The sequence below is a fragment of the Streptomyces sp. NPDC046860 genome, assembly GCF_040645115.1.
GTDB lineage: Bacteria > Actinomycetota > Actinomycetes > Streptomycetales > Streptomycetaceae > Streptomyces.
Genome location: NZ_JBEYXQ010000010.1, coordinates 1 through 17,943 on the forward strand (window position 1 = coordinate 1; position 17,943 = coordinate 17,943).

A 17,943-nucleotide genomic window follows, 5' to 3' on the forward strand; every position below is an offset into this window, starting at 1 on the left:
GATCCTGGTCCCGGCGCTGGCGGGGGCCGTGCTGCTGGCGGTTCTGCTGATCACGGATCCGTCCGCCGCCGGCCCGTCGCGGTGTTCAGCCCGTTCCGGTGTTCGGCCAGTTCGGGTGTTGAGCCCGTTGCAGTGTTGAGCCCGTCGCGGTGTTCAGCCCGTGATCAGCAGAACCGCCAGCAGCACGGCCCCCGCCAGCGCCGGGACCAGGATCTCGTAGGCCCAGCGGACCGTGATCTCGCCCTGGGCGTGCTCGGCCTCGCCGTGGCGCTCGTGGAGGTCGCGGAGGTCGTCCATGACCTTGTCGGTCTCCGCGCGAGCGGGCGCGTCCGCCGCCTCGGCCGCGCCGAAGGCGCCCGCGCCCCCGCTGCCGAAGACCCCGCCGAAGCGGTTGCGGTCCTGGGCGCCGCGGGCCGCCTGCGCCGCGGCGCGGGCCCGCTTGTTGGCCGCGCGCTTGCGGGCGCGCAGCGAGACGGGGATCGCCCAGAGCTGGTACTTGGTCCCGGAGTCGGCAAGCGCCTCGTTGGAGTAGCCCGAACGCAGGGAGCCGACCCGGCTCCAGGGCAGCACGATCACGCGGAAGGGGTTGCGGACCCGCAGGCGCTCCTCGCCCGCGAAGACCGCGGGGCGCAGGGTGAAGGCCGTCACCAGCGGCACGATCAGGATCATCACGGCCAGCGCCAGCCACGGCACCCGCCCGGTGCCGCGGAACAGCGCGTCGCAGCCGAGCCAGACGACGAGGGCCAGCACGAGCACCCCGCCCACGATTCCCATGGGCGAGCGGTAGATCCGGTCCCTGGCGGCGGGCACCACGGGCCGCGACGCGGGTGACTGGTGGTCCGGGGTCGTCATGGCCCCGATTCTGCACGAACGGGACGCGCCCATCACCACCTGGCCCAAGAGAGGAACGCATCCGTGACCTGCGGCGGTGTGACCCCGCACAACCCCGCCCCCGGGGCTATACAGCCGCTACGCGCGTAGATATGCTCGTCTGGTGACCATGCCCACCACTGCATCCCCCGCACAGGCTTTCGCCGACGTCACGGCGTCCGACAGCACGCTGCGCCGCTTTCTCCACGGGCTGCCCGGCGTCGACGCGGTCGGCCTGGAGGCGCGTGCCGCGTCCCTCGGCACCCGTTCCATCAAGACCACCGCGAAGGCGTACGCCATCGACCTCGCCATCTCGATGGTCGACCTGACCACGCTGGAGGGCGCGGACACCCCCGGCAAGGTCCGGGCGCTCGGCGCCAAGGCGGTCCACCCGGACCCGACGGACCGTACGGCCCCCACCACCGCCGCCGTCTGCGTCTATCCCGACATGGTGGCCGTCGCCAAGGAGGCCGTCGCCGGTTCGGGCGTCAAGGTCGCCTCGGTGGCCACCGCCTTCCCGGCCGGCCGCGCCGCGCTCGGCGTGAAGCTGGCCGACGTGCGCGACGCCGTCGCGGCGGGTGCCGACGAGATCGACATGGTCATCGACCGGGGCGCGTTCCTCGCGGGCGACTACCTCAAGGTGTACGACGAGATCACCGCCGTGAAGGAGGCCTGCGGGACGAGCGCCCGGCTGAAGGTCATCTTCGAGACCGGCGAGCTGTCGACGTACGACAACATCCGCCGGGCGAGCTGGCTGGGCATGATGGCGGGCGCGGACTTCATCAAGACGTCCACCGGCAAGGTCGCGGTCAACGCCACCCCCGCCAACACCCTGCTGATGCTGGAGGCGGTGCGCGACTTCCGTGCCCAGACCGGCGTCCAGGTCGGCGTGAAGCCCGCGGGCGGCATCCGCACCACCAAGGACGCCGTCAAGTTCCTGGTCCTGGTCAACGAGACCGCGGGCGAGGACTGGCTGGACAACCACTGGTTCCGCTTCGGCGCCTCCTCGCTGCTGAACGACCTGCTGATGCAGCGTCAGAAGCTGGCCACCGGCCGCTACTCCGGCCCCGACTACGTGACGGTGGACTGATCACCATGGCATCCCTCTTCGAGTACGCACCGGCGCCGGAGTCCCGCTCGGTCGTCGACATCGCGCCCTCCTACGGCCTCTTCATCGACGGCGAGTTCACCGACTCCGCCGACGGCAAGGTCTTCAAGACCGTCTCCCCCTCCACCGAGGAGGTGCTCTCCGAGGTCGCGCAGGCCGGCGAGGCGGACGTGGACCGCGCGGTGAAGGCCGCCCGCAAGGCGTTCGAGAAGTGGTCGGCGCTGCCCGGCTCCGAGCGCGCCAAGTACCTGTTCCGCATCGCCCGGATCATCCAGGAGCGCAGCCGCGAGCTGGCCGTCCTGGAGACGCTGGACAACGGCAAGCCGATCAAGGAGACCCGCGACGCGGACCTCCCCCTGGTCGCCGCGCACTTCTTCTACTACGCGGGCTGGGCCGACAAGCTCGACCACGCCGGGTTCGGCGCCTCGCCGCGCCCCCTCGGCGTCGCCGGCCAGGTCATCCCGTGGAACTTCCCGCTGCTGATGCTGGCGTGGAAGATCGCCCCGGCGCTGGCGACCGGCAACACGGTCGTCCTCAAGCCCGCCGAGACCACCCCGCTGTCCGCCCTGTTCTTCGCGGACATCTGCCGCCAGGCCGGCCTGCCCAAGGGTGTCGTCAACATCCTTCCGGGCTACGGCGACGCGGGCGCCGCGCTGGTGGCGCACCCGGACGTGAACAAGGTGGCCTTCACCGGCTCCACCGCCGTCGGCAAGGCGATCGCCCGCCAGGTCGCGGGGACCGACAAGAAGGTCACCCTCGAACTCGGCGGCAAGGGCGCCAACATCGTCTTCGACGACGCGCCCATCGACCAGGCCGTCGAGGGCATCGTCACCGGCATCTTCTTCAACCAGGGCCAGGTCTGCTGCGCGGGCTCGCGGCTGCTGGTCCAGGAGTCGGTCCAGGACGAGCTGCTGGACGCGCTCAAGCGCCGCCTGTCCACGCTGCGCCTGGGCGACCCGATGGACAAGAACACCGACATCGGCGCGATCAACTCCGCCGAGCAGCTGGCCCGGATCACCGCGCTCGCTGACAAGGGCGAGGCGGAGGGCGCCGAGCGCTGGTCCCCGGCCTGCGAACTGCCCTCGTCCGGCTACTGGTTCGCCCCGACGCTCTTCACCAACGTCACCCAGGCGCACACCATCGCCCGCGACGAGATCTTCGGCCCGGTGCTGTCGGTGCTCTCCTTCCGTACCCCGGACGAGGCCGTCGCCAAGGCCAACAACACGCAGTACGGCCTCTCGGCGGGCATCTGGACCGAGAAGGGCTCCCGCATCCTGGCCGTGGCGAGCAAGCTGCGCGCCGGTGTCATCTGGTCCAACACGTTCAACAAGTTCGACCCGACCTCGCCCTTCGGCGGTTACAAGGAGTCGGGCTTCGGCCGCGAGGGCGGTCGCCACGGCCTGGAGGCGTACCTCGATGTCTGACCGTTTGAGCGTCTTCAAGACCTACAAGCTGTACGTGGGCGGGAAGTTCCCGCGTTCCGAGAGCGGCCGGGTGTACGAGGTGACGGACTCCAAGGGCAACTGGCTGGCCAACGCTCCGCAGTCGAGCCGCAAGGACGCCCGTGACGCGGTCGTCGCCGCGCGCAAGGCGTTCGGCGGCTGGTCCGGCGCGACCGCCTACAACCGGGGTCAGGTCCTCTACCGCGTCGCGGAGATGCTGGAGGGCCGCAAGGACCAGTTCGTCCGTGAGGTCGCCGAGGCCGAGGGCCTGTCCAAGGCGAAGGCGGCCGCGGTCGTGGACGCCGCGATCGACCGCTGGGTCTGGTACGCGGGCTGGACCGACAAGATCGCCCAGGTCGTGGGCGGCGCCAACCCGGTCGCGGGCCCGTACTTCAACCTCTCCTCGCCCGAGCCGACCGGCGTCGTCGCCGTGCTGGCCCCGCAGGAGTCGTCGTTCCTGGGTCTGGTCTCGGTGATCGCCCCGGTGATCGCCACCGGCAACACCGCGGTCGTCGTCGCCTCCGCGAAGGCCCCGCTGCCCGCCCTGTCCCTCGGCGAGGTGCTCGCCACCTCCGACGTGCCGGGCGGTGTCGTCAACATCCTGTCGGGCAGCACGGCCGAGCTGGCCGCGCCGCTCGCCGCGCACCAGGACGTCAACGCGATCGACCTCGCGGGCGCGGACCCGGAGCTGGCCAAGGAGCTGGAGATCGCGGCGGCGGACAACCTCAAGCGGGTACTCCGTCCACAGCCTGTGGACCACACCGCGACGCCGGGCATCGACCGGATGACCGCGTTCCTGGAGACCAAGACGGTCTGGCACCCCACCGGGGCACTGGGCGCGTCGGGTTCCTCGTACTGAGCGCACCCGGAGCCGCGCCGTCCCTTCACCTCGAAGGGGCGGCGCGGCTCCGTGCTGATCAGCCCTTGGGGGTGAGCAGGTCCAGCGCCTGGCCGACGACCGGGACGGCCCCGAAGGACGGGGCCTGGGCGATGGGGCCGGTCAGCGCCAGCGTGTTGAGCGGCTTGAAGTCGGCGACGGTGGTGCCGATGCCGTTGTTCAGCGGGTCGGTGCCGGTGCCGGCCAGCGGGTTGGGCTTGAGGCCGGCGATGGTGCCGGTGGCGTAGCCGACCGACGTGGCCAGCGCGTCCACCCCGGACCGGGCGTTGATGTCGCCGACGTCGGCGGAGCGCAGCGGCGGCACGTCCACGAGCGGGGCGGCCGACGCGGCGTGGGCCGTGCTCGCGCCCGCCGCCAGGGCCGCGCCGGCCGACGCGAGGGCGATCAGGGCGCGCCGTGCGGCGGGCTGACGGGGAGACCGGGGTGCGGAGTGTCGGGCCATCACTGGTGCCGCCTTCTGGTGCGCAGGGTAATACGGTCGACACGTAGGGTAGTTGAGATTTGACGTCCTCCCCGCCTAAACGGCAGGGATCTCTGGCTCACGTCGGCCGCGGACCAGCGGTCCGATGGCTCTTACACGATCGGCACCAGCCGGGTTGAGACCAGCCCGGACCAGCATGACGCGCGCGGAGTTCTTGTCCCGAGGGGACACCGTTTCGCACGCGGTGCAGGTGTAGGTACGTTCCGGCAGCGGAAGTGCGTGCTTGGTTCTCGCTCCGCACGACGCGCAGTCCATGGTGGTGTGCGCGGGGTGAACGAGGCGGATGTCCCGTCCGTGTTTACGCCCCATCTCGATCAGGGCCTTCTTGGCGGTGCCGATCGCCGCGTCAGCGGCTTTGCGGGCCATGGGGGTTCTCGCGAGGAACTTCGCCTTGAAGTCCTCCACAGCGATCGCGTCGTGGCCACGCACGACGCGCTTGGCCCACTTGAGCGTCGGAGGTGGTTGTAGCGACCTCCTTCACGCCCCAGTCCACGCCCAGGACGGCGCCGGTCGCGGGAAGTGACCGTGTCTGGGCGGCGACGACGAATGAGGCGTACCAGTGTCCGAGCGCGTCGCGGTACACGCGCACCGAGGAGGGCGCCGCAGGGAGTGCACGGGACCACACCACGGTCAGCACGATGCCGCCTGCCAGGCAGAGGCGCCCGCCCTTCAGGCGGAAGCCCCGGCCGGTGTAGTTCAACGTGGGCAGCGCCTCGCGCTTCTTCTTGTGACCCGGCACTCCTGCGCGCTGCCGCATCGGCAGCCGTTTCTCGATGTCCTTCAGCGCCTTGGAGCGGGATTTGGCGAAGTCCCGGACGATCTGCTGCTGCGGGACGCGAGACTTGGCCACGCACTCGTTCCACACCCACCGGCAGCGATCCCACTCGGCGAGCAATGCGGTGCGAGCGGTCGACGACACACGTAGGCGGTAGGTGTACCGAGCGTGCCCAGCACCTGCCTCAGCCAGTGTCGTCATGGTGTCAAACTAGCGCTTGGCGAGTGATGGCAGGCAGTTGTTCGCCGTCTCCTGCCCCCACCACATGAGAGGCGGCTTGTGACGCGCGCCCCAAAGCCGACCCGCGGGGTCGGCAGGACGGCCGCCATGCGTCAAACTGGTGTTCCGTGAGCATCCATCCCCCGTCCCCCGCCCGAGTGGTGCTGCTGAGCGGCCCCTCCGGTTCGGGCAAGTCACTCGTCGCCGCCCTCTCCGGGCTGCCCGTGCTGCGCCTCGACGACTTCTACAAGGAGGGCGACGACCCCACCCTGCCGGTGGTGGACGGAAGCTCGGACATCGACTGGGACCACCCGCTGTCCTGGGACGCGGACGTGGCGGTCGCGGCGATAGCCCGGCTGTGCGCGTCCGGTTCGACACCGGTGCCGGTGTACGACATCTCGCTGAGCGCCCGTACCGGCGAGGACACCCTGCGCATCGGCCGCACCCCGCTGTACATCGCCGAGGGCATCTTCGCGGCGGAGATCATCGGGCGCTGCCGCGAACTCGGGCTGCTGGCGGACGCGCTGTGCCTGACGAGGGGCCCGGCCACCACCTTCCGGCGCCGCTTCCTGCGGGACCTCAGGGAGGGCCGCAAGTCGGTGCCGTTCCTGCTGCGCCGGGGCTGGCGCCTGATGCGCGCGGAACGCACGATCGTGACCCGTCAGGTGTCCCTGGGCGCGCACCCGTGCGGCCGGGACGAGGCGCTGAGCCGGATGGCGGCGGCCGCCGCGGGCCGCCAGAAACGGCAGCAGACGGCGGTGTGAGGCGTCACCGGCGCGTACGACGAGAAGCGGGACCGCACGGCCCCCCAGCCGTCCGGTCCCGCTTCCCGGTACTCCCCCGTGTCCCCCGTTCCCCCGTGGTTCTCCCGTGTTCTCCCCTTACGGGCTCTCGCGCGGACCCTCCCCCCGGTGAGCCCCCGCGATCGCCCGTATCCCCTCGGGCCGAGCCGTGACGGCTCGTTCCCCCCGTTCCCCCGTGGGTCCGTCCCCCGACGGACCCGTCCTTCAGGCCACCAGCTCGCCGAAGGCGTCCTCGTGGTCCCGGCCGAAGCTCAGGACCTCGTCCTCGCGCAGGCGCCGCAGCGAGCGCCAGATGCTGGACTTCACCGTGCCGACGCTGATGCCGAGTATGTCGGCGATCTCCGGGTCGGTCCGGCCCTCGTAGTACCGCAGCACCAGCATGGTGCGCTGGAGCTCGGGCAGCCGGGCGAGCGCCTGCCACAGGACGGCGCGCAGTTCGGTGCCGCGCATGGCGTCCGTGCCGGCCGGCGTCTCCGGCAGCTCCTCGGTCGGGTACTCGTTCAGCTTGCGGCGGCGCCACGCGCTGATGTGCAGGTTGGTCATGGTCCGGCGGAGGTAACCGCCGACCGCGGCCTTGTCGCTGATCCGCTCCCACGCCCGGTAGGTCGAGAACAGCGCGCTCTGCAGCAGGTCCTCGGCCTCGAAGCGGTCGCCGGTCAGGTGGTAGGCCGTCGCGTACAGGGAGGCCCGGCGCTCCTGGACGTAGGCGGTGAACTCCGCCTCCGTCAGCGGACGGCGCTCTCCCTGGTCCCCCCTGTACGCGCTTCCCCCGTGCCCCTCCCCCGTGCGGGCGTCGACCACCGACATGTAACCGGTGTGCTGACGCCCGGTGCCGCGGGCACACCCCCGTACGCCCTGGGACTCGCGGCCGCGGGGCGGCTGCGTGGTCCCGGCACCGGACTTCCCGGAATTCTCGGTCCCCCGGTAGGTGTCGTGCAGACGCGTGACCACTGCGCTGGTGCTCATGCCGTGCGGCGTGTTCATCTCGCGCTCCCCGTCGTGGACTTCCGGTGCTCTGCGTGGCCGGTGTGCTCTCCCGCCTGCAGAAAAGCTTGCCGATCGACCTTCATGGCCGTGTCCGCCGACTGTCACAGACCTGTCACAGGGGCCGGCGGGGGCGGGTCGTGACCGGGCCGGGGGGCCGGGAGGTGGCAGGGGCCGCTTTGTCACCCGGTGTCCGGCGCCGGGCGGACGGGGCGCGGCACGGGTCGTACGACAGGCGGTGCATGGGCCAGAATGAGCCCGTGCCTTCCCTGTTGCTGATCGAGGACGACGACGCCATCCGTACGGCCCTTGAGCTGTCCCTGACGCGCCAGGGGCACCGGGTCGCCACCGCCGCGAGCGGCGAGGACGGTCTGAAGCTGCTGCGTGAGCAGCGCCCGGACCTGATCGTGCTCGACGTGATGCTGCCCGGCATCGACGGGTTCGAGGTGTGCCGCCGCATCCGGCGCACCGACCAGTTGCCGATCATCCTGCTGACCGCGCGCAACGACGACATCGACGTGGTGGTCGGGCTGGAGTCCGGCGCCGACGACTACGTGGTCAAGCCGGTGCAGGGCCGCGTCCTGGACGCCCGCATCCGGGCCGTGCTGCGGCGCGGGGAGCGCGAGTCCAGCGACTCGGCGACCTTCGGCAACGTGGTGATCGACCGGTCCGCGATGACCGTGACGAAGAACGGCGAGGACCTCCAGCTCACCCCGACCGAGCTGCGGCTGCTGCTGGAGCTGAGCCGCCGCCCGGGTCAGGCGCTGTCCCGGCAGCAGTTGCTGCGGCTGGTCTGGGAGCACGACTACCTGGGCGACTCGCGCCTGGTGGACGCGTGCGTGCAGCGGCTGCGGGCGAAGGTCGAGGACGTGCCGTCCTCCCCGACCCTGATCCGCACGGTCCGCGGTGTCGGCTACCGCCTGGACGCCCCTCAGTGAGCGAGCGCGGGGGATTCGGCCGCTGGACGGCCGGACGGGGGAGGAAGCTGGCCGGGCTGCGGTTCACCAGCCTGCGGCTGCGGCTGGTGCTGGTCTTCGGGCTGGTCGCGCTGACGGCCGCGGTGAGCGCGTCGGGCATCGCGTACTGGCTCAACCGCGAGGCGGTGCTCACCCGCGCCCAGGACGCGGTGCTGCGCGACTTCCGCCAGGAGATGCAGAACCGCGCGGGCGCCCTGCCCGCGCGTCCCACGCAGGACGAACTCCAGCGCGCGGCCGGGCAGATGGCGGGCAGCAGCCAGCGCTTCAGCGTGCTGCTGGTCGCCCGCGACCCCGACGGCCGCACGGTGTACGGCGGTTCGGGCGGTCTGAGCGGCTTCTCGCTGAAGGACGTGCCGCCCTCGCTGCGGACGGCGGTGAACAAGCGGCAGAAGGAGACCGGCTCCAACAAGTCGCCCTACCACCTGTACTGGCAGCGGGTCACCGACCGGGGCACCCCGTTCCTGGTGGCCGGGACCAGGGTGGTGGGCGGCGGCTCGACGGGCTACATGGCGAAGTCGCTGGAGCCGGAGGCCAAGGACCTCAACTCCCTGGCCTGGTCGCTGGGGATCGCCACCGGTCTCGCCCTGATCGGCTCTGCCCTGCTCGCGCAGGCCGCCGCGACGACCGTGCTCAAGCCGGTGCACCGGCTCGGGGTGGCCGCCCGGCGCCTCGGCGAGGGCCGGCTCGACACCCGGCTGCGGGTCTCCGGCACCGACGAACTCGCCGACCTGTCACGGACGTTCAACAACGCGGCCGAGGCGCTGGAGAAGCGAGTCGCGGACATGGCCGCCCGGGACGAGGCGTCCCGCCGGTTCGTCGCCGACATGTCGCACGAACTGCGCACCCCGCTCACCGCCATCACCGCCGTGACGGAGGTGCTGGAGGACGAGCTGGAGTTCGAGGGCGGCGGCATCGACCCGATGATCGAGCCCGCGGTGCGCCTGGTGGTGAGCGAGACCCGGCGCCTGAACGACCTGGTCGAGAACCTGATGGAGGTCACCCGCTTCGACGCGGGCACCGCCCGTCTGGTCCTGGACGACGTGGACCTCGCGGACCAGATCACCGCCTGCATCGACGCCCGCGCGTGGCTGGACGCGGTCGAGCTGGACGCCGAGCGCGGCATCCACGCCCGCCTGGACCCGCGCCGCCTGGACGTCATCCTCGCCAACCTGATCGGCAACGCCCTCAAGCACGGCGGCTCCCCGGTGCGGGTCTCGGTCCGCATCGACGGCGACGACCTGCTGGTGGCGGTGCGCGACCACGGCCCCGGCATCCCCGAAGAGGTGCTGCCGCACGTCTTCGACCGGTTCTACAAGGCCAGCGCCTCCCGGCCGCGCTCGGAGGGCAGCGGGCTCGGCCTCTCCATCGCGCTGGAGAACGCCCACATCCACGGCGGCGAGATCACGGCCGCCAACTCCGAGGAGGGGGGCGCGGTGTTCACGCTCCGGCTGCCGCTGGACGCCTCCAGCCTCACCGAGGAACCCGGGGACGACGAGAAGGACGGCACACCGGCCCGGGACGGCCACGGGGAGGCCCCGTGAGCGGGCGGGCGGTGCGCGGGCTGCTGGCGCTGCCGCTGCTGGGCGCGCTGCTCACCGGGTGCGGCATCCGGCCGACCGAGGTGCCGACCGACTTCGGCGGGGCTCCGTCGCGGGTGCCGTGCTCACCGGCCGGTTCCGGGCGGGCCACGCAATCCCCGGAGGGGGTCGCGGTGCAGGTCTTCCTGCTGTGCGGGGCCTCCCTGGTGACCGTGGACCGTACGGTGCGGGTGCCGGAGGGCACCCCGGACGCGCGGCGCCGGGTCATGGTCGCGCAGGGCCTGCTGGACCAGCTCGCCTCGGCGCCGTCCGCCGGGGAGCGGGCGGCCGGCTACCAGACCCGGGTACCGGGCGGCCTCGACGTCACCGGTCCGGGCCGCGACGAGCCCGAGGAGGCGCTGCGGCTGAGCACCGCCCCGGAGAGGCTCGGCTCCCTGGCGCTCGCCCAAGTCGTGTGCACCTTCTCCGACTCGGCGGCGGCGGAGGGGGACGGCTCGGTGGTCCTCGCCGGTCCGGCTCCGGCCGCACCGCGCCGCTACGAGTGCACCGAGGACGTACGTGATCACCCCGGGCGGGTCCAACCTCCGTCCGCCGCCGTCGCGTCGCACTGAAGCCCCCTGCCGGGCGCCGGTGTGGCGCACGCCTCACGCGGGCGGAGGGCGGGGAAGCGGAACCGTTCGCGCGCGGCGGCGCGTCTTGGTCGACGTGCAGCGTCAAGGCTCCATCGGCGGCAACACCGCGAACCGCATCCGAGTGACCGGGGCGATCCTCCTCGTCGCGCATCTCGCGCTCGTCGCCTGGCTGACGCTGCGGCCGCTGGACGTGCCGTGGGTACGGCCCGTGAATCTGCGCCCGCTGGCCGGGCTGCGCGCCGATCTGGCGCTGGGCTGGCCGCAGGCGGGCCTGCGCGTCGGCGAGGGGCTGGCCCTGCTGGCCCCGCTCGGCGTCCTGCTCCCCATGGCCGACGGCAGGCTCTCCGTCTCCCCCCTGGCCTCCCTGCTGCGCACGGTCGCCGCCGGGGCCCTGACCTCCCTCGGCATCGCCCTGCTGCAGACGGGGGTTCCGGGACGCGTGGTCGACGTGGACGTGCTGCTGCTGAACACCGCCGGTGTCCTCCTGACCCACCTCGCGGTCGTGCCGGCGGGCCGGGCGTGGCTGCGGCGCCGGCTCGGCGCGGCCGGGGTGCGCGAGGGGCACGGCACCCGAGGGGGGTTCGGCGGGCGCGGGGGGTTCGGCGGGCGTGGGGGGTTCGGGGGTGTCCCCAGGGGCATCCCGCAAGGCGTGGCCGGGGGTTGTGAGGGGTACCGGGCCGGGGAGTCGCGGGGTTCCGGCCGGGGCGCGGGGGCGCGGAGCTCCGGGGCGTCCGGCGGGTCGGGGGTGCTGCGCGGGGAGCTGTCTCAGGGGCGGACCCCGACGATTCCCAGGGTCGGTATCGCCCCTTAGAGTGATGCTTCTCCCGCTTCGTCTCCGTACCGTTGGGCATACGACGAAAGACGGGGGCGCGGCACTCGGCCGGCCCCGGCACGCGGCCCGTCACCGGGCCGAAGACGACGGAGGAGCCAGCCATGACCGCCATTGCCCGCCCCACCCACGGCCGCATGATCGGCGGCGTGTGCGCCGCGCTGGCGCGGCGATTCGGCACCTCGGCGGGGACGATGCGGGTGATCTTCCTGGTGTCCTGCCTGCTGCCCGGCCCGCAGTTCCTGCTCTACATAGCGCTGTGGATACTGCTGCCCTCCGAGGACAAGGCCCGCGCCACCGCCTGGTGACGACGGACCGTCCGCCCGGCCTGACGCCGGGCGGACGGCGAACCGCCGAGGCCGTCCCGGAGGGTGCCGGGGGCCTCGGCGGTGCCGTGTGCGCGGGCGGTGTCAGCCGAGCGGGATGCCGTTGAGCCCCAGGCCGTGGGTGGGCAGGCCCTGCACCGGCAGACCGCCGAGCAGTCCGGCGACGGGCGCGGTCGGGCCCTGGGCGAGCACCTTCTGCACGGCGGGGCGCGCGGTGGCCAGCCCGCCGCCGACCACACCCTGCCCGTGCGAGACGGCCTCGGCGGCGCCGGGCAGCGCCTCGGTGACGTTCGCGGCCGGCAGCTTCTGGGCGACGGAACCCACGACGGGGAGGGCGTCGGGGACGGCCGGGGCCGCTTCGGCCGCGCCCGCGCCGGCGGCGGCGAAAGCGGCACCGAGGGCGGCGACACCGAGGGTCTTGGCAGCAGACTGCTTCATGGTGAATGCGTCCTTGAATGCGGAGACATGGATCAGTACTGATCCGAGCGGTCCACGACCGTAAACATCACGGACCGCCCGCCGCAATCACCGAAATGCGGACGACCTGTGAATCCGTGTACGTATTCTTCGGCCGCCCGATAAGTAATACAGCCATCCCGTTTCCCTGTAAGCGCTGGTGGAAGCGGTATTCGGGAACAGTCATTCGAGCGGCCACTCTTCACTTCGAGGGCGGGTGAAGTCCGTTGCCGCCCTGGCCCGTTCATCGAAAGGAATGAACCTTGTTCTCATCGCATTGACTTCGCACACGGGGCCCGCGAATCGAGTACACGGTCGAACCCCTCGGCGGGGCGCTCGAATTCCGGCCGTTCACACAGTGGCGCGATCCGTACCCCGTGCGCGTCGATACGCAACGGTGACCGCCGGGAAGGGTTTCGTACACCTCGCCTTCTGACAGTGTTCTGCCATGGGACAGCAAGCGACGACGCCGGTCCGGACGGCCAGGCTCGGGAAGGCGGTCGGACCCGTGCCGACCGCGGTGAGCGGAGCGGTGCTGCTGCTCCCCGGCGGGGACGAGGTCTCCACCCGCCGTCCGTTCCCGCCCCTGCCGGGCAACCTCGTCCGCGCCCTGGCCCGCAGCCTGGCCCGCGCGGGCCGCGCCGAGGGACTCGCCGTCCACCCGGTCCACTACCGCTACCGCGGCTGGAACGGCACCGAGGCCCACCTCGCCTCGGACGCCGCCTGGGCCGCGGACGAGGTGGTGCGGCGCTACGGCGACGTCCCGGTGTGCCTGGTGGGGCTCGACATGGGCGGCCGGGCCGCGCTGGGCGCCGGGGGGCACGAGGCGGTCAACTCCGTGGTGGCCATCGCTCCCTGGCTTCCCGAGGAGGGCGCGGCGGCCGACGAGCCGGTCAAGCAGCTGGTGGGGCGCCGGGTACTGATCGCGCACGGCACCAACGACGAACGGTGCGATCCGGAGCTGTCGTTCCGCCTGGCGGCCCGCGCGAAGAAGGTGAACCGGGAGGTGTGCCGCTTCGAGGTCCACTCCGACGGCCACGGACTGCACCAGCACCGGGACGAAGTCCTCGCCCTGACCGTGGACTTCACCCTGGGCGCCCTGTTCGGCAACCCGCTCTCCCGCCCGGTGGAGGACGCGCTCGCGGCACCGCCGCCGATAGGGCTGCGGATGCCGCTGGCGTCGGGGTTCGGCAAGTCGCTGCGCAGGTAGGCGGGTTCAGGAGGGCAGCAGGCTGCCCCTCCTGGAGAGGAGGAACTTCTTGAAGGCGGCCACCGGCGGGGTGTCCGGGCGGCCCGCCAGCCAGGCGACGCCGATCTCGCGGACCGCCCTCGGCGCGGTCACCGTCAGCTCCACCACGCCCGGCCGGGGCACGGTGGGCGGCGGCAGCAGGGCGACCCCGAGACCGGCGGCGACCAGACCCCGCAGGGTCTCCGTCTCCTCGCCCTCGAAGGCCACCTTCGGCCCGAAGCCCGCCTCGCGGCACAGGTCGTCGGTGATGCGGCGCAGGCCGTAGCCGGGCTCCAGGGTCACGAAGGTCTCGTCGGCCGCCTCGGCGAGGCGGATGCGGCGGCGCCCGGCCAGCCGGTGGTCGGCCGGGACGACCAGGCGGAGCTTCTGCTCGTCCAGCCGCCGGGCGACCAGGTCTGGCGCGTCCGGCACCGGGGAGGTCAGGCACAGGTCCAGCTCGCCCGCCCGCAGCCGCTCCAGCATGGCCTCGCCGTAGTTCTGCACCAGGCTGAAGCGGATGCGCGGATGGTCGGCGCGGAACGCGTGGAGCAGACCGGGCACGGTCTCGGGGCCCATGGTGTGCAGGAAGCCGAAGGCGACCTTGCCGGTGGCCGGGTCGGCGTCCGCGCGCACCTCCTCGGCGGCCCGCTCGACCTCGGCGAGGGCGCGCTCCACCGAGCCGAGGAAGGTGCGGCCGGCCGGGGTGAGGGAGACCGTGCGGCCGTGCCGGGTGAACAGGTCCACCCCGAGGTCCTGCTCCAGCCGGACCATCGCGCGGGACAGGGTGGACTGCGGGACGTTCATCTCGTGCGCGGCCCGGGTGACGTGCTCGGTGCGGGCCACCCCGGCGAAGTAGGCGAGGCGCGGCGCGAGCAGCAGCGCCATGTCTTCTGTGTCACCGGATGGTGACAGGCGCCGCTGTGACCTGTGCTGATGCTCCATGGGAACGATTATGACGATTCCATGCATTGGACGGATGAGTGGTCGCGTCCTTAGTTTCGAGGCATGTCTCCCGCCAGTACCGAGGCGTCCATCCGCGTGGACGCCCGCACGCCCCTCCCCTCCCCCGAGACCCCCTCCCCGGCCCCGGCCCCGGCCCCGAACCCGGCCCCGGCCACCGACTCGCGGCTGACGCCCGGCGGCCCCGGTTACCGCCGGATGAGCTTCGCCCTCTTCCTCGCGGGCGTGGCGACCTTCGCGCTGCTCTACTCCACCCAGGCCCTGCTGCCGCTGATCTCCGACGACTACGGCGTCGCGGCGGGCGAGGCGAGCTGGACCGTGGCGGCCGCGACCGGCGGGCTGGCCCTGTTCGTGCTGCCGATGAGCGCGCTGTCGGAGCGGTTCGGCCGCCGGACCGTGATGACGGCGTCCCTGCTGGTCGCCGTGAGCATCGGGCTGCTGGTGCCGTTCGCGCCGTCCATCGGCGCGCTGGTCGCGCTGCGGGCCCTGCAGGGAGCGGCGCTGGCCGGGCTGCCCGCCTCCGCGACGGCGTACCTGGCCGAGGAGGTCCGGCCGAAGGCGCTGGTCACGGCGATCGGCCTGTTCGTCGCGGGCAACAGCGTCGGCGGCATGAGCGGCCGGGTGATCACCGGCTGGGTGGCGCAGGAGTGGGGCTGGCGCGTCGCCGTCGGCGCGATCGGCGTGGTCGCGGTGGGCTGCGCGGTGGCGTTCCGGCTGCTGCTGCCCGCGCCCCGGCACTTCGAGGCGGGCTCGCTGCGCCCCCGTGTGCTCGCCCGCGCGGTCCGCGACCACCTCTCCTCGCCGCTGCTGCGCCGCCTGTACGCGATCGGCGCGCTGTTCATGACGGTGTTCGGCGGGGTGTACACGGTGATCGGCTACCGCCTGACCGCGGCGCCGTTCTCGCTCCCGCAGGGCATCATCGGCTCGATCTTCCTGGTGTACCTGGTCGGCACGGTCTCCGCGTCGTCGGCGGGCCGCCTGGTGGGCCGTCTCGGCCGCCGGGGCGCCCTGTACGCGGCGGGCGGCACCACGGCGGCGGGCCTGCTGCTGTCGCTGGCGCCGTCGCTGCCGCTGGTCCTGCTGGGCCTGGTGCTGATCACGGCCGGCTTCTTCGCGGGCCACGCGGTCGCCTCCTCGGCGGTCGGCAAGACGGCCACGCACGGCCGCGCGCAGGCCACCGCGCTGTACCAGTCGTCGTACTACATCGGCTCCAGCGCGGGCAGCACGGTCGGCGCGCTCGCCTTCCACTCCGGCGGCTGGACGGGCACGGTCGGCGTCGGCCTGCTCGCGGTCCTGGGTGTCGTCGCCATCACCGCGCTGGGCACCCTGGCGGCCCGCACCGCCGCGCGCCGGGAGGCCGTACCGGCGCACTGACCCGGTGCGCGCACCCGCCGGATCTGCGGGTTTCCCCACTCCGGGGGCCATTGTCAGTGGGCTGCGGTAGCTTCCGGAGTACTGGGGCGCGACGGCGCGCGTACGGGACGGCCACAGGGGTGGGTGGACGATGGGTGACGGCACGGCGACGGCGGACCTCGATGTCGCGTTGGAGAAGCACCGGACCGAACTGACCGGGTACTGCTACCGCATGCTCGGCTCGTCCTTCGAGGCCGAGGACGCCGTCCAGGACACGCTGGTGCGGGCCTGGCGGAGCTACGACAAGTTCGAGGGCCGCTCCAGTCTGCGGTCGTGGCTGTACCGGATCGCCACCAACGTCTGCCTGGACATGCTGGCCGCGGGCAACAAGCGGGCCCGCCCCATGGACCTCAGCGAGCCGAGCCCGCTCGCGCGGGCCGCGCTCTCCCCGCGCCCGGACCACACCTGGCTGGAGCCGGTGCCAGACGCGCGGGTGCTGCCCGCGGTGACCGACCCGGCGGAGGCGGCGGTGGCCCGCGAGTCGATCCGGCTGGCGTTCATGGCGGCGCTCCAGCAGCTGCCGCCCAAGCAGCGGGTGGTGCTGATCCTGCGCGAGGTCCTGGCCTGGCGGGCCAGCGAGGTCGCCGAGCTGCTGGACACCACGGTCGCCTCGGTCAACAGCGCCCTCCAGCGGGCGCGGGCCACCCTCGCCGAGCGGTCGGACACCGGCGCCGAGGCCGCCGTCTCCGACCCGCTGGACGAGGAGCAGAAGCAGCTCCTGGAGCGCTATGTGAAGGCGTTCGAGGGGTACGACATGACGGCTCTGACCGCGCTGCTCCACGAGGACGCGGTGATGACGATGCCGCCGTTCGACCTCTGGCTGCTCGGCCCCACCGACATCACCGGCTTCATGTCCACCATCGGCGCCTCCTGCGCGGGCTCCCGCCTCGTCCCGGTCGAGGTCAACGGCCTCCCCGGCTTCGCCCACTACAAGCCCGACCCCGAGAAGGGCGGCTTCAGCCCGTGGGCGGTCCAGGTCCTGGAGATCTCAGGAGGCCGCATCACCGGTTTCCACTGCTTCCTCGACACCCCCCGCTGGTTCCCCCTCTTCGACCTCCCCCTCCACCTGGAGGCCGAGCCCGACGAGACCGAGCAGGGCGCGTAGCGCGGGGTCGGGGTCCCGCAGCCGTATCCGCCCACCTCCCCGGCGGGCGGCCAGCTCCAGCCGGGCGAGCAGATCGACATGCCCGAGCCCGGGCGGCCCCAGCCCGGCCACGTCACACACGACGACCCCGCCCCTGATCACCAGCCCCCGCACCACATCACACAGCCCCGCCACCCCATCCCGGGTGACGGGGCCACGCAGCACGAGCACGGGGTCGGTCTTGGGGTCCACGTCGGGTAGACCGGGGGGACATCCGTAACTCATCGCACGGCGGTCAGTCCACGGGAAACTCGCTGGTGTCGAGCCTGAGGTTGAAGGGCTCCGGCAGGTGGAACTCGTCCCCGAACTTGCCCGCGTGCAGTACCCGGTACACGTCCCTCTGTGGCTCGCCATAGAGCGTGATGGTCGGTCCGCCCTGCGCCCAGCGGTCGATCAGCAGGTAGTAGGGAATGCCGGCCGAGGCATACGCGGCGGGCTTGCCGACCCGATCGTGACGCGCGTTGGACTTCGAGGTGACTTCGACGACGAGGTCTGCCGCAGCAGCGGGAATGTAGTTGCCCGGTGCCTTCACCACGCTTCTCGGGGCGACCACGAGGTCCGGGATGAACATGCCCAACCGGGACGGCACGGCGAGTGACTGCGTCTGGTAGATCCCCCACCCGTCCGGGATCTCCCGGTACAAGCGGCTCTGAATCAGCTCGACGATGGAATTGTGCTGGTTCTCGGGAGTGGGCGACACGGTGACGATCCCCTCGATGATCTCCACCCTGCTGCCCTCGGGCCAGTCCGACTCGTCCCAGAACCGGACAAGGTCGTCCCAAATCCGGTCGGGGTCCTGGCTCACGGTGAGTCCCCTCATGGCGGTCTCCAATCAGTGCGTCACCGATCCCAGCATGGCG

At 72.4% G+C, this 17,943-nt stretch carries 18 protein-coding genes and 2 pseudogenes; 12 read left to right on the forward strand and 8 right to left on the reverse strand.

The genetic code is table 11. The features are described 5' to 3' along the window. Positions 1-153: 153 nt before the first annotated feature. Positions 154-852 (reverse strand): PH domain-containing protein, encoded by a 699-nt coding sequence (locus ABZ898_RS16345; RefSeq protein WP_361658428.1) that lies wholly within the window; start codon positions 850-852, stop codon positions 154-156. Between the two features lie 148 nt (positions 853-1,000). Here ABZ898_RS16345 and deoC point away from each other — a divergent pair, with 148 nt between their 5' ends. From deoC to ABZ898_RS16360, 3 genes are read left to right on the forward strand one after another with little or no spacing between them, the layout of a single operon-like run. Continuing rightward, the gene (gene deoC / locus ABZ898_RS16350) at positions 1,001-1,960 is read left to right on the forward strand and encodes a deoxyribose-phosphate aldolase (RefSeq protein ID WP_361658430.1); all 960 of its coding nucleotides are present in this window, start codon (positions 1,001-1,003) and stop codon (positions 1,958-1,960) included. 5 nt (positions 1,961-1,965) lie between these two features. After that, positions 1,966-3,402, forward strand: a complete 1,437-nt coding sequence (locus tag ABZ898_RS16355; RefSeq protein ID WP_361658433.1) for an aldehyde dehydrogenase family protein — start codon at positions 1,966-1,968, stop codon at positions 3,400-3,402. Continuing rightward, positions 3,395-4,279 (forward strand): aldehyde dehydrogenase family protein, encoded by an 885-nt coding sequence (locus tag ABZ898_RS16360; RefSeq protein WP_361658436.1) that lies wholly within the window; start codon positions 3,395-3,397, stop codon positions 4,277-4,279. The genes ABZ898_RS16355 and ABZ898_RS16360 overlap by 8 nt, the downstream gene beginning before the upstream one ends. Before the next feature lie 58 nt (positions 4,280-4,337). Here ABZ898_RS16360 and ABZ898_RS16365 read toward each other — a convergent pair whose 3' ends face one another. Further along, positions 4,338-4,760 carry a hypothetical protein gene (locus tag ABZ898_RS16365; protein WP_361658439.1) on the reverse strand — a complete coding sequence of 141 codons (423 nt, stop codon included), beginning with the start codon at positions 4,758-4,760 and terminating at the stop codon, positions 4,338-4,340. A 75-nt stretch (positions 4,761-4,835) separates the two neighbouring features. Then, positions 4,836-5,775 (reverse strand): annotated as a pseudogene (locus ABZ898_RS16370) (transposase). A 146-nt stretch (positions 5,776-5,921) separates the two neighbouring features. On the opposite strand from ABZ898_RS16370, the gene ABZ898_RS16375 reads away from it, so the two are divergent. Beyond that, positions 5,922-6,557: a uridine kinase gene (locus ABZ898_RS16375; RefSeq protein ID WP_361658442.1), complete on the forward strand. Its 636-nt coding sequence runs from the start codon at positions 5,922-5,924 to the stop codon at positions 6,555-6,557. A gap of 243 nt (positions 6,558-6,800) precedes the next feature. Here the strand turns inward: ABZ898_RS16375 and ABZ898_RS16380 are convergent, their stop codons facing one another. Next, the gene (locus tag ABZ898_RS16380) at positions 6,801-7,580 is read right to left on the reverse strand and encodes a SigE family RNA polymerase sigma factor (protein ID WP_361658445.1); all 780 of its coding nucleotides are present in this window, start codon (positions 7,578-7,580) and stop codon (positions 6,801-6,803) included. A gap of 260 nt (positions 7,581-7,840) precedes the next feature. Here ABZ898_RS16380 and afsQ1 point away from each other — a divergent pair, with 260 nt between their 5' ends. The 5 genes and pseudogenes from afsQ1 to ABZ898_RS16405 all read left to right on the forward strand — a co-directional run bounded on the left by afsQ1 (position 7,841) and on the right by ABZ898_RS16405 (position 11,864). Next, complete coding sequence (afsQ1, locus tag ABZ898_RS16385; protein WP_217461065.1) at positions 7,841-8,518, forward strand: two-component system response regulator AfsQ1; 678 nt, start codon at positions 7,841-7,843, stop codon at positions 8,516-8,518. Continuing rightward, the gene (locus ABZ898_RS16390; protein ID WP_361658447.1) at positions 8,515-10,098 is read left to right on the forward strand and encodes a HAMP domain-containing sensor histidine kinase; all 1,584 of its coding nucleotides are present in this window, start codon (positions 8,515-8,517) and stop codon (positions 10,096-10,098) included. Before afsQ1 ends, ABZ898_RS16390 begins: the two co-directional genes overlap by 4 nt. Continuing rightward, on the forward strand, positions 10,095-10,706 hold the full coding sequence (locus tag ABZ898_RS16395) for a hypothetical protein (protein ID WP_361658450.1): 612 nt from the start codon (positions 10,095-10,097) through the stop codon (positions 10,704-10,706). The genes ABZ898_RS16390 and ABZ898_RS16395 overlap by 4 nt, the downstream gene beginning before the upstream one ends. A gap of 94 nt (positions 10,707-10,800) precedes the next feature. Next, positions 10,801-11,262: pseudogene (locus tag ABZ898_RS16400) on the forward strand (VanZ family protein); the annotation flags it as partial. Between the two features lie 398 nt (positions 11,263-11,660). Beyond that, entirely contained in the window at positions 11,661-11,864 is a 204-nt protein-coding gene (locus tag ABZ898_RS16405; RefSeq protein WP_217461068.1) for a PspC domain-containing protein, read from the forward strand. A gap of 102 nt (positions 11,865-11,966) precedes the next feature. On the opposite strand, the gene ABZ898_RS16410 is transcribed toward ABZ898_RS16405, so the two are convergent. Continuing rightward, positions 11,967-12,320, reverse strand: coding sequence for an ATP-binding protein (locus tag ABZ898_RS16410; protein ID WP_361658453.1), 354 nt, complete (start codon positions 12,318-12,320; stop codon positions 11,967-11,969). A 466-nt stretch (positions 12,321-12,786) separates the two neighbouring features. Between ABZ898_RS16410 and ABZ898_RS16415 the strand changes: the two genes are divergently transcribed. Next, positions 12,787-13,548, forward strand: a complete 762-nt coding sequence (locus ABZ898_RS16415; RefSeq protein ID WP_361658456.1) for an alpha/beta hydrolase — start codon at positions 12,787-12,789, stop codon at positions 13,546-13,548. Between the two features lie 6 nt (positions 13,549-13,554). On the opposite strand, the gene ABZ898_RS16420 is transcribed toward ABZ898_RS16415, so the two are convergent. Continuing rightward, positions 13,555-14,508, reverse strand: a complete 954-nt coding sequence (locus ABZ898_RS16420) for a LysR family transcriptional regulator (protein WP_361658459.1) — start codon at positions 14,506-14,508, stop codon at positions 13,555-13,557. 63 nt (positions 14,509-14,571) lie between these two features. On the opposite strand from ABZ898_RS16420, the gene ABZ898_RS16425 reads away from it, so the two are divergent. Both ABZ898_RS16425 and ABZ898_RS16430 read left to right on the forward strand, forming a co-directional pair. Next, positions 14,572-15,900 (forward strand): MFS transporter, encoded by a 1,329-nt coding sequence (locus tag ABZ898_RS16425; protein WP_361658461.1) that lies wholly within the window; start codon positions 14,572-14,574, stop codon positions 15,898-15,900. A gap of 130 nt (positions 15,901-16,030) precedes the next feature. After that, on the forward strand, positions 16,031-17,044 hold the full coding sequence (locus ABZ898_RS16430) for a sigma-70 family RNA polymerase sigma factor (RefSeq protein WP_361658464.1): 1,014 nt from the start codon (positions 16,031-16,033) through the stop codon (positions 17,042-17,044). Here the strand turns inward: ABZ898_RS16430 and ABZ898_RS16435 are convergent. After that, the gene (locus ABZ898_RS16435; protein WP_361658467.1) at positions 16,928-17,308 is read right to left on the reverse strand and encodes an STAS domain-containing protein; all 381 of its coding nucleotides are present in this window, start codon (positions 17,306-17,308) and stop codon (positions 16,928-16,930) included. The two genes, ABZ898_RS16430 and ABZ898_RS16435, sit on opposite strands and share 117 nt — an antisense overlap. Positions 17,309-17,318: 10 nt before the next feature. Beyond that, positions 17,319-17,903: a Uma2 family endonuclease gene (locus ABZ898_RS16440; RefSeq protein WP_361658470.1), complete on the reverse strand. Its 585-nt coding sequence runs from the start codon at positions 17,901-17,903 to the stop codon at positions 17,319-17,321. Positions 17,904-17,943: the final 40 nt, after the last annotated feature.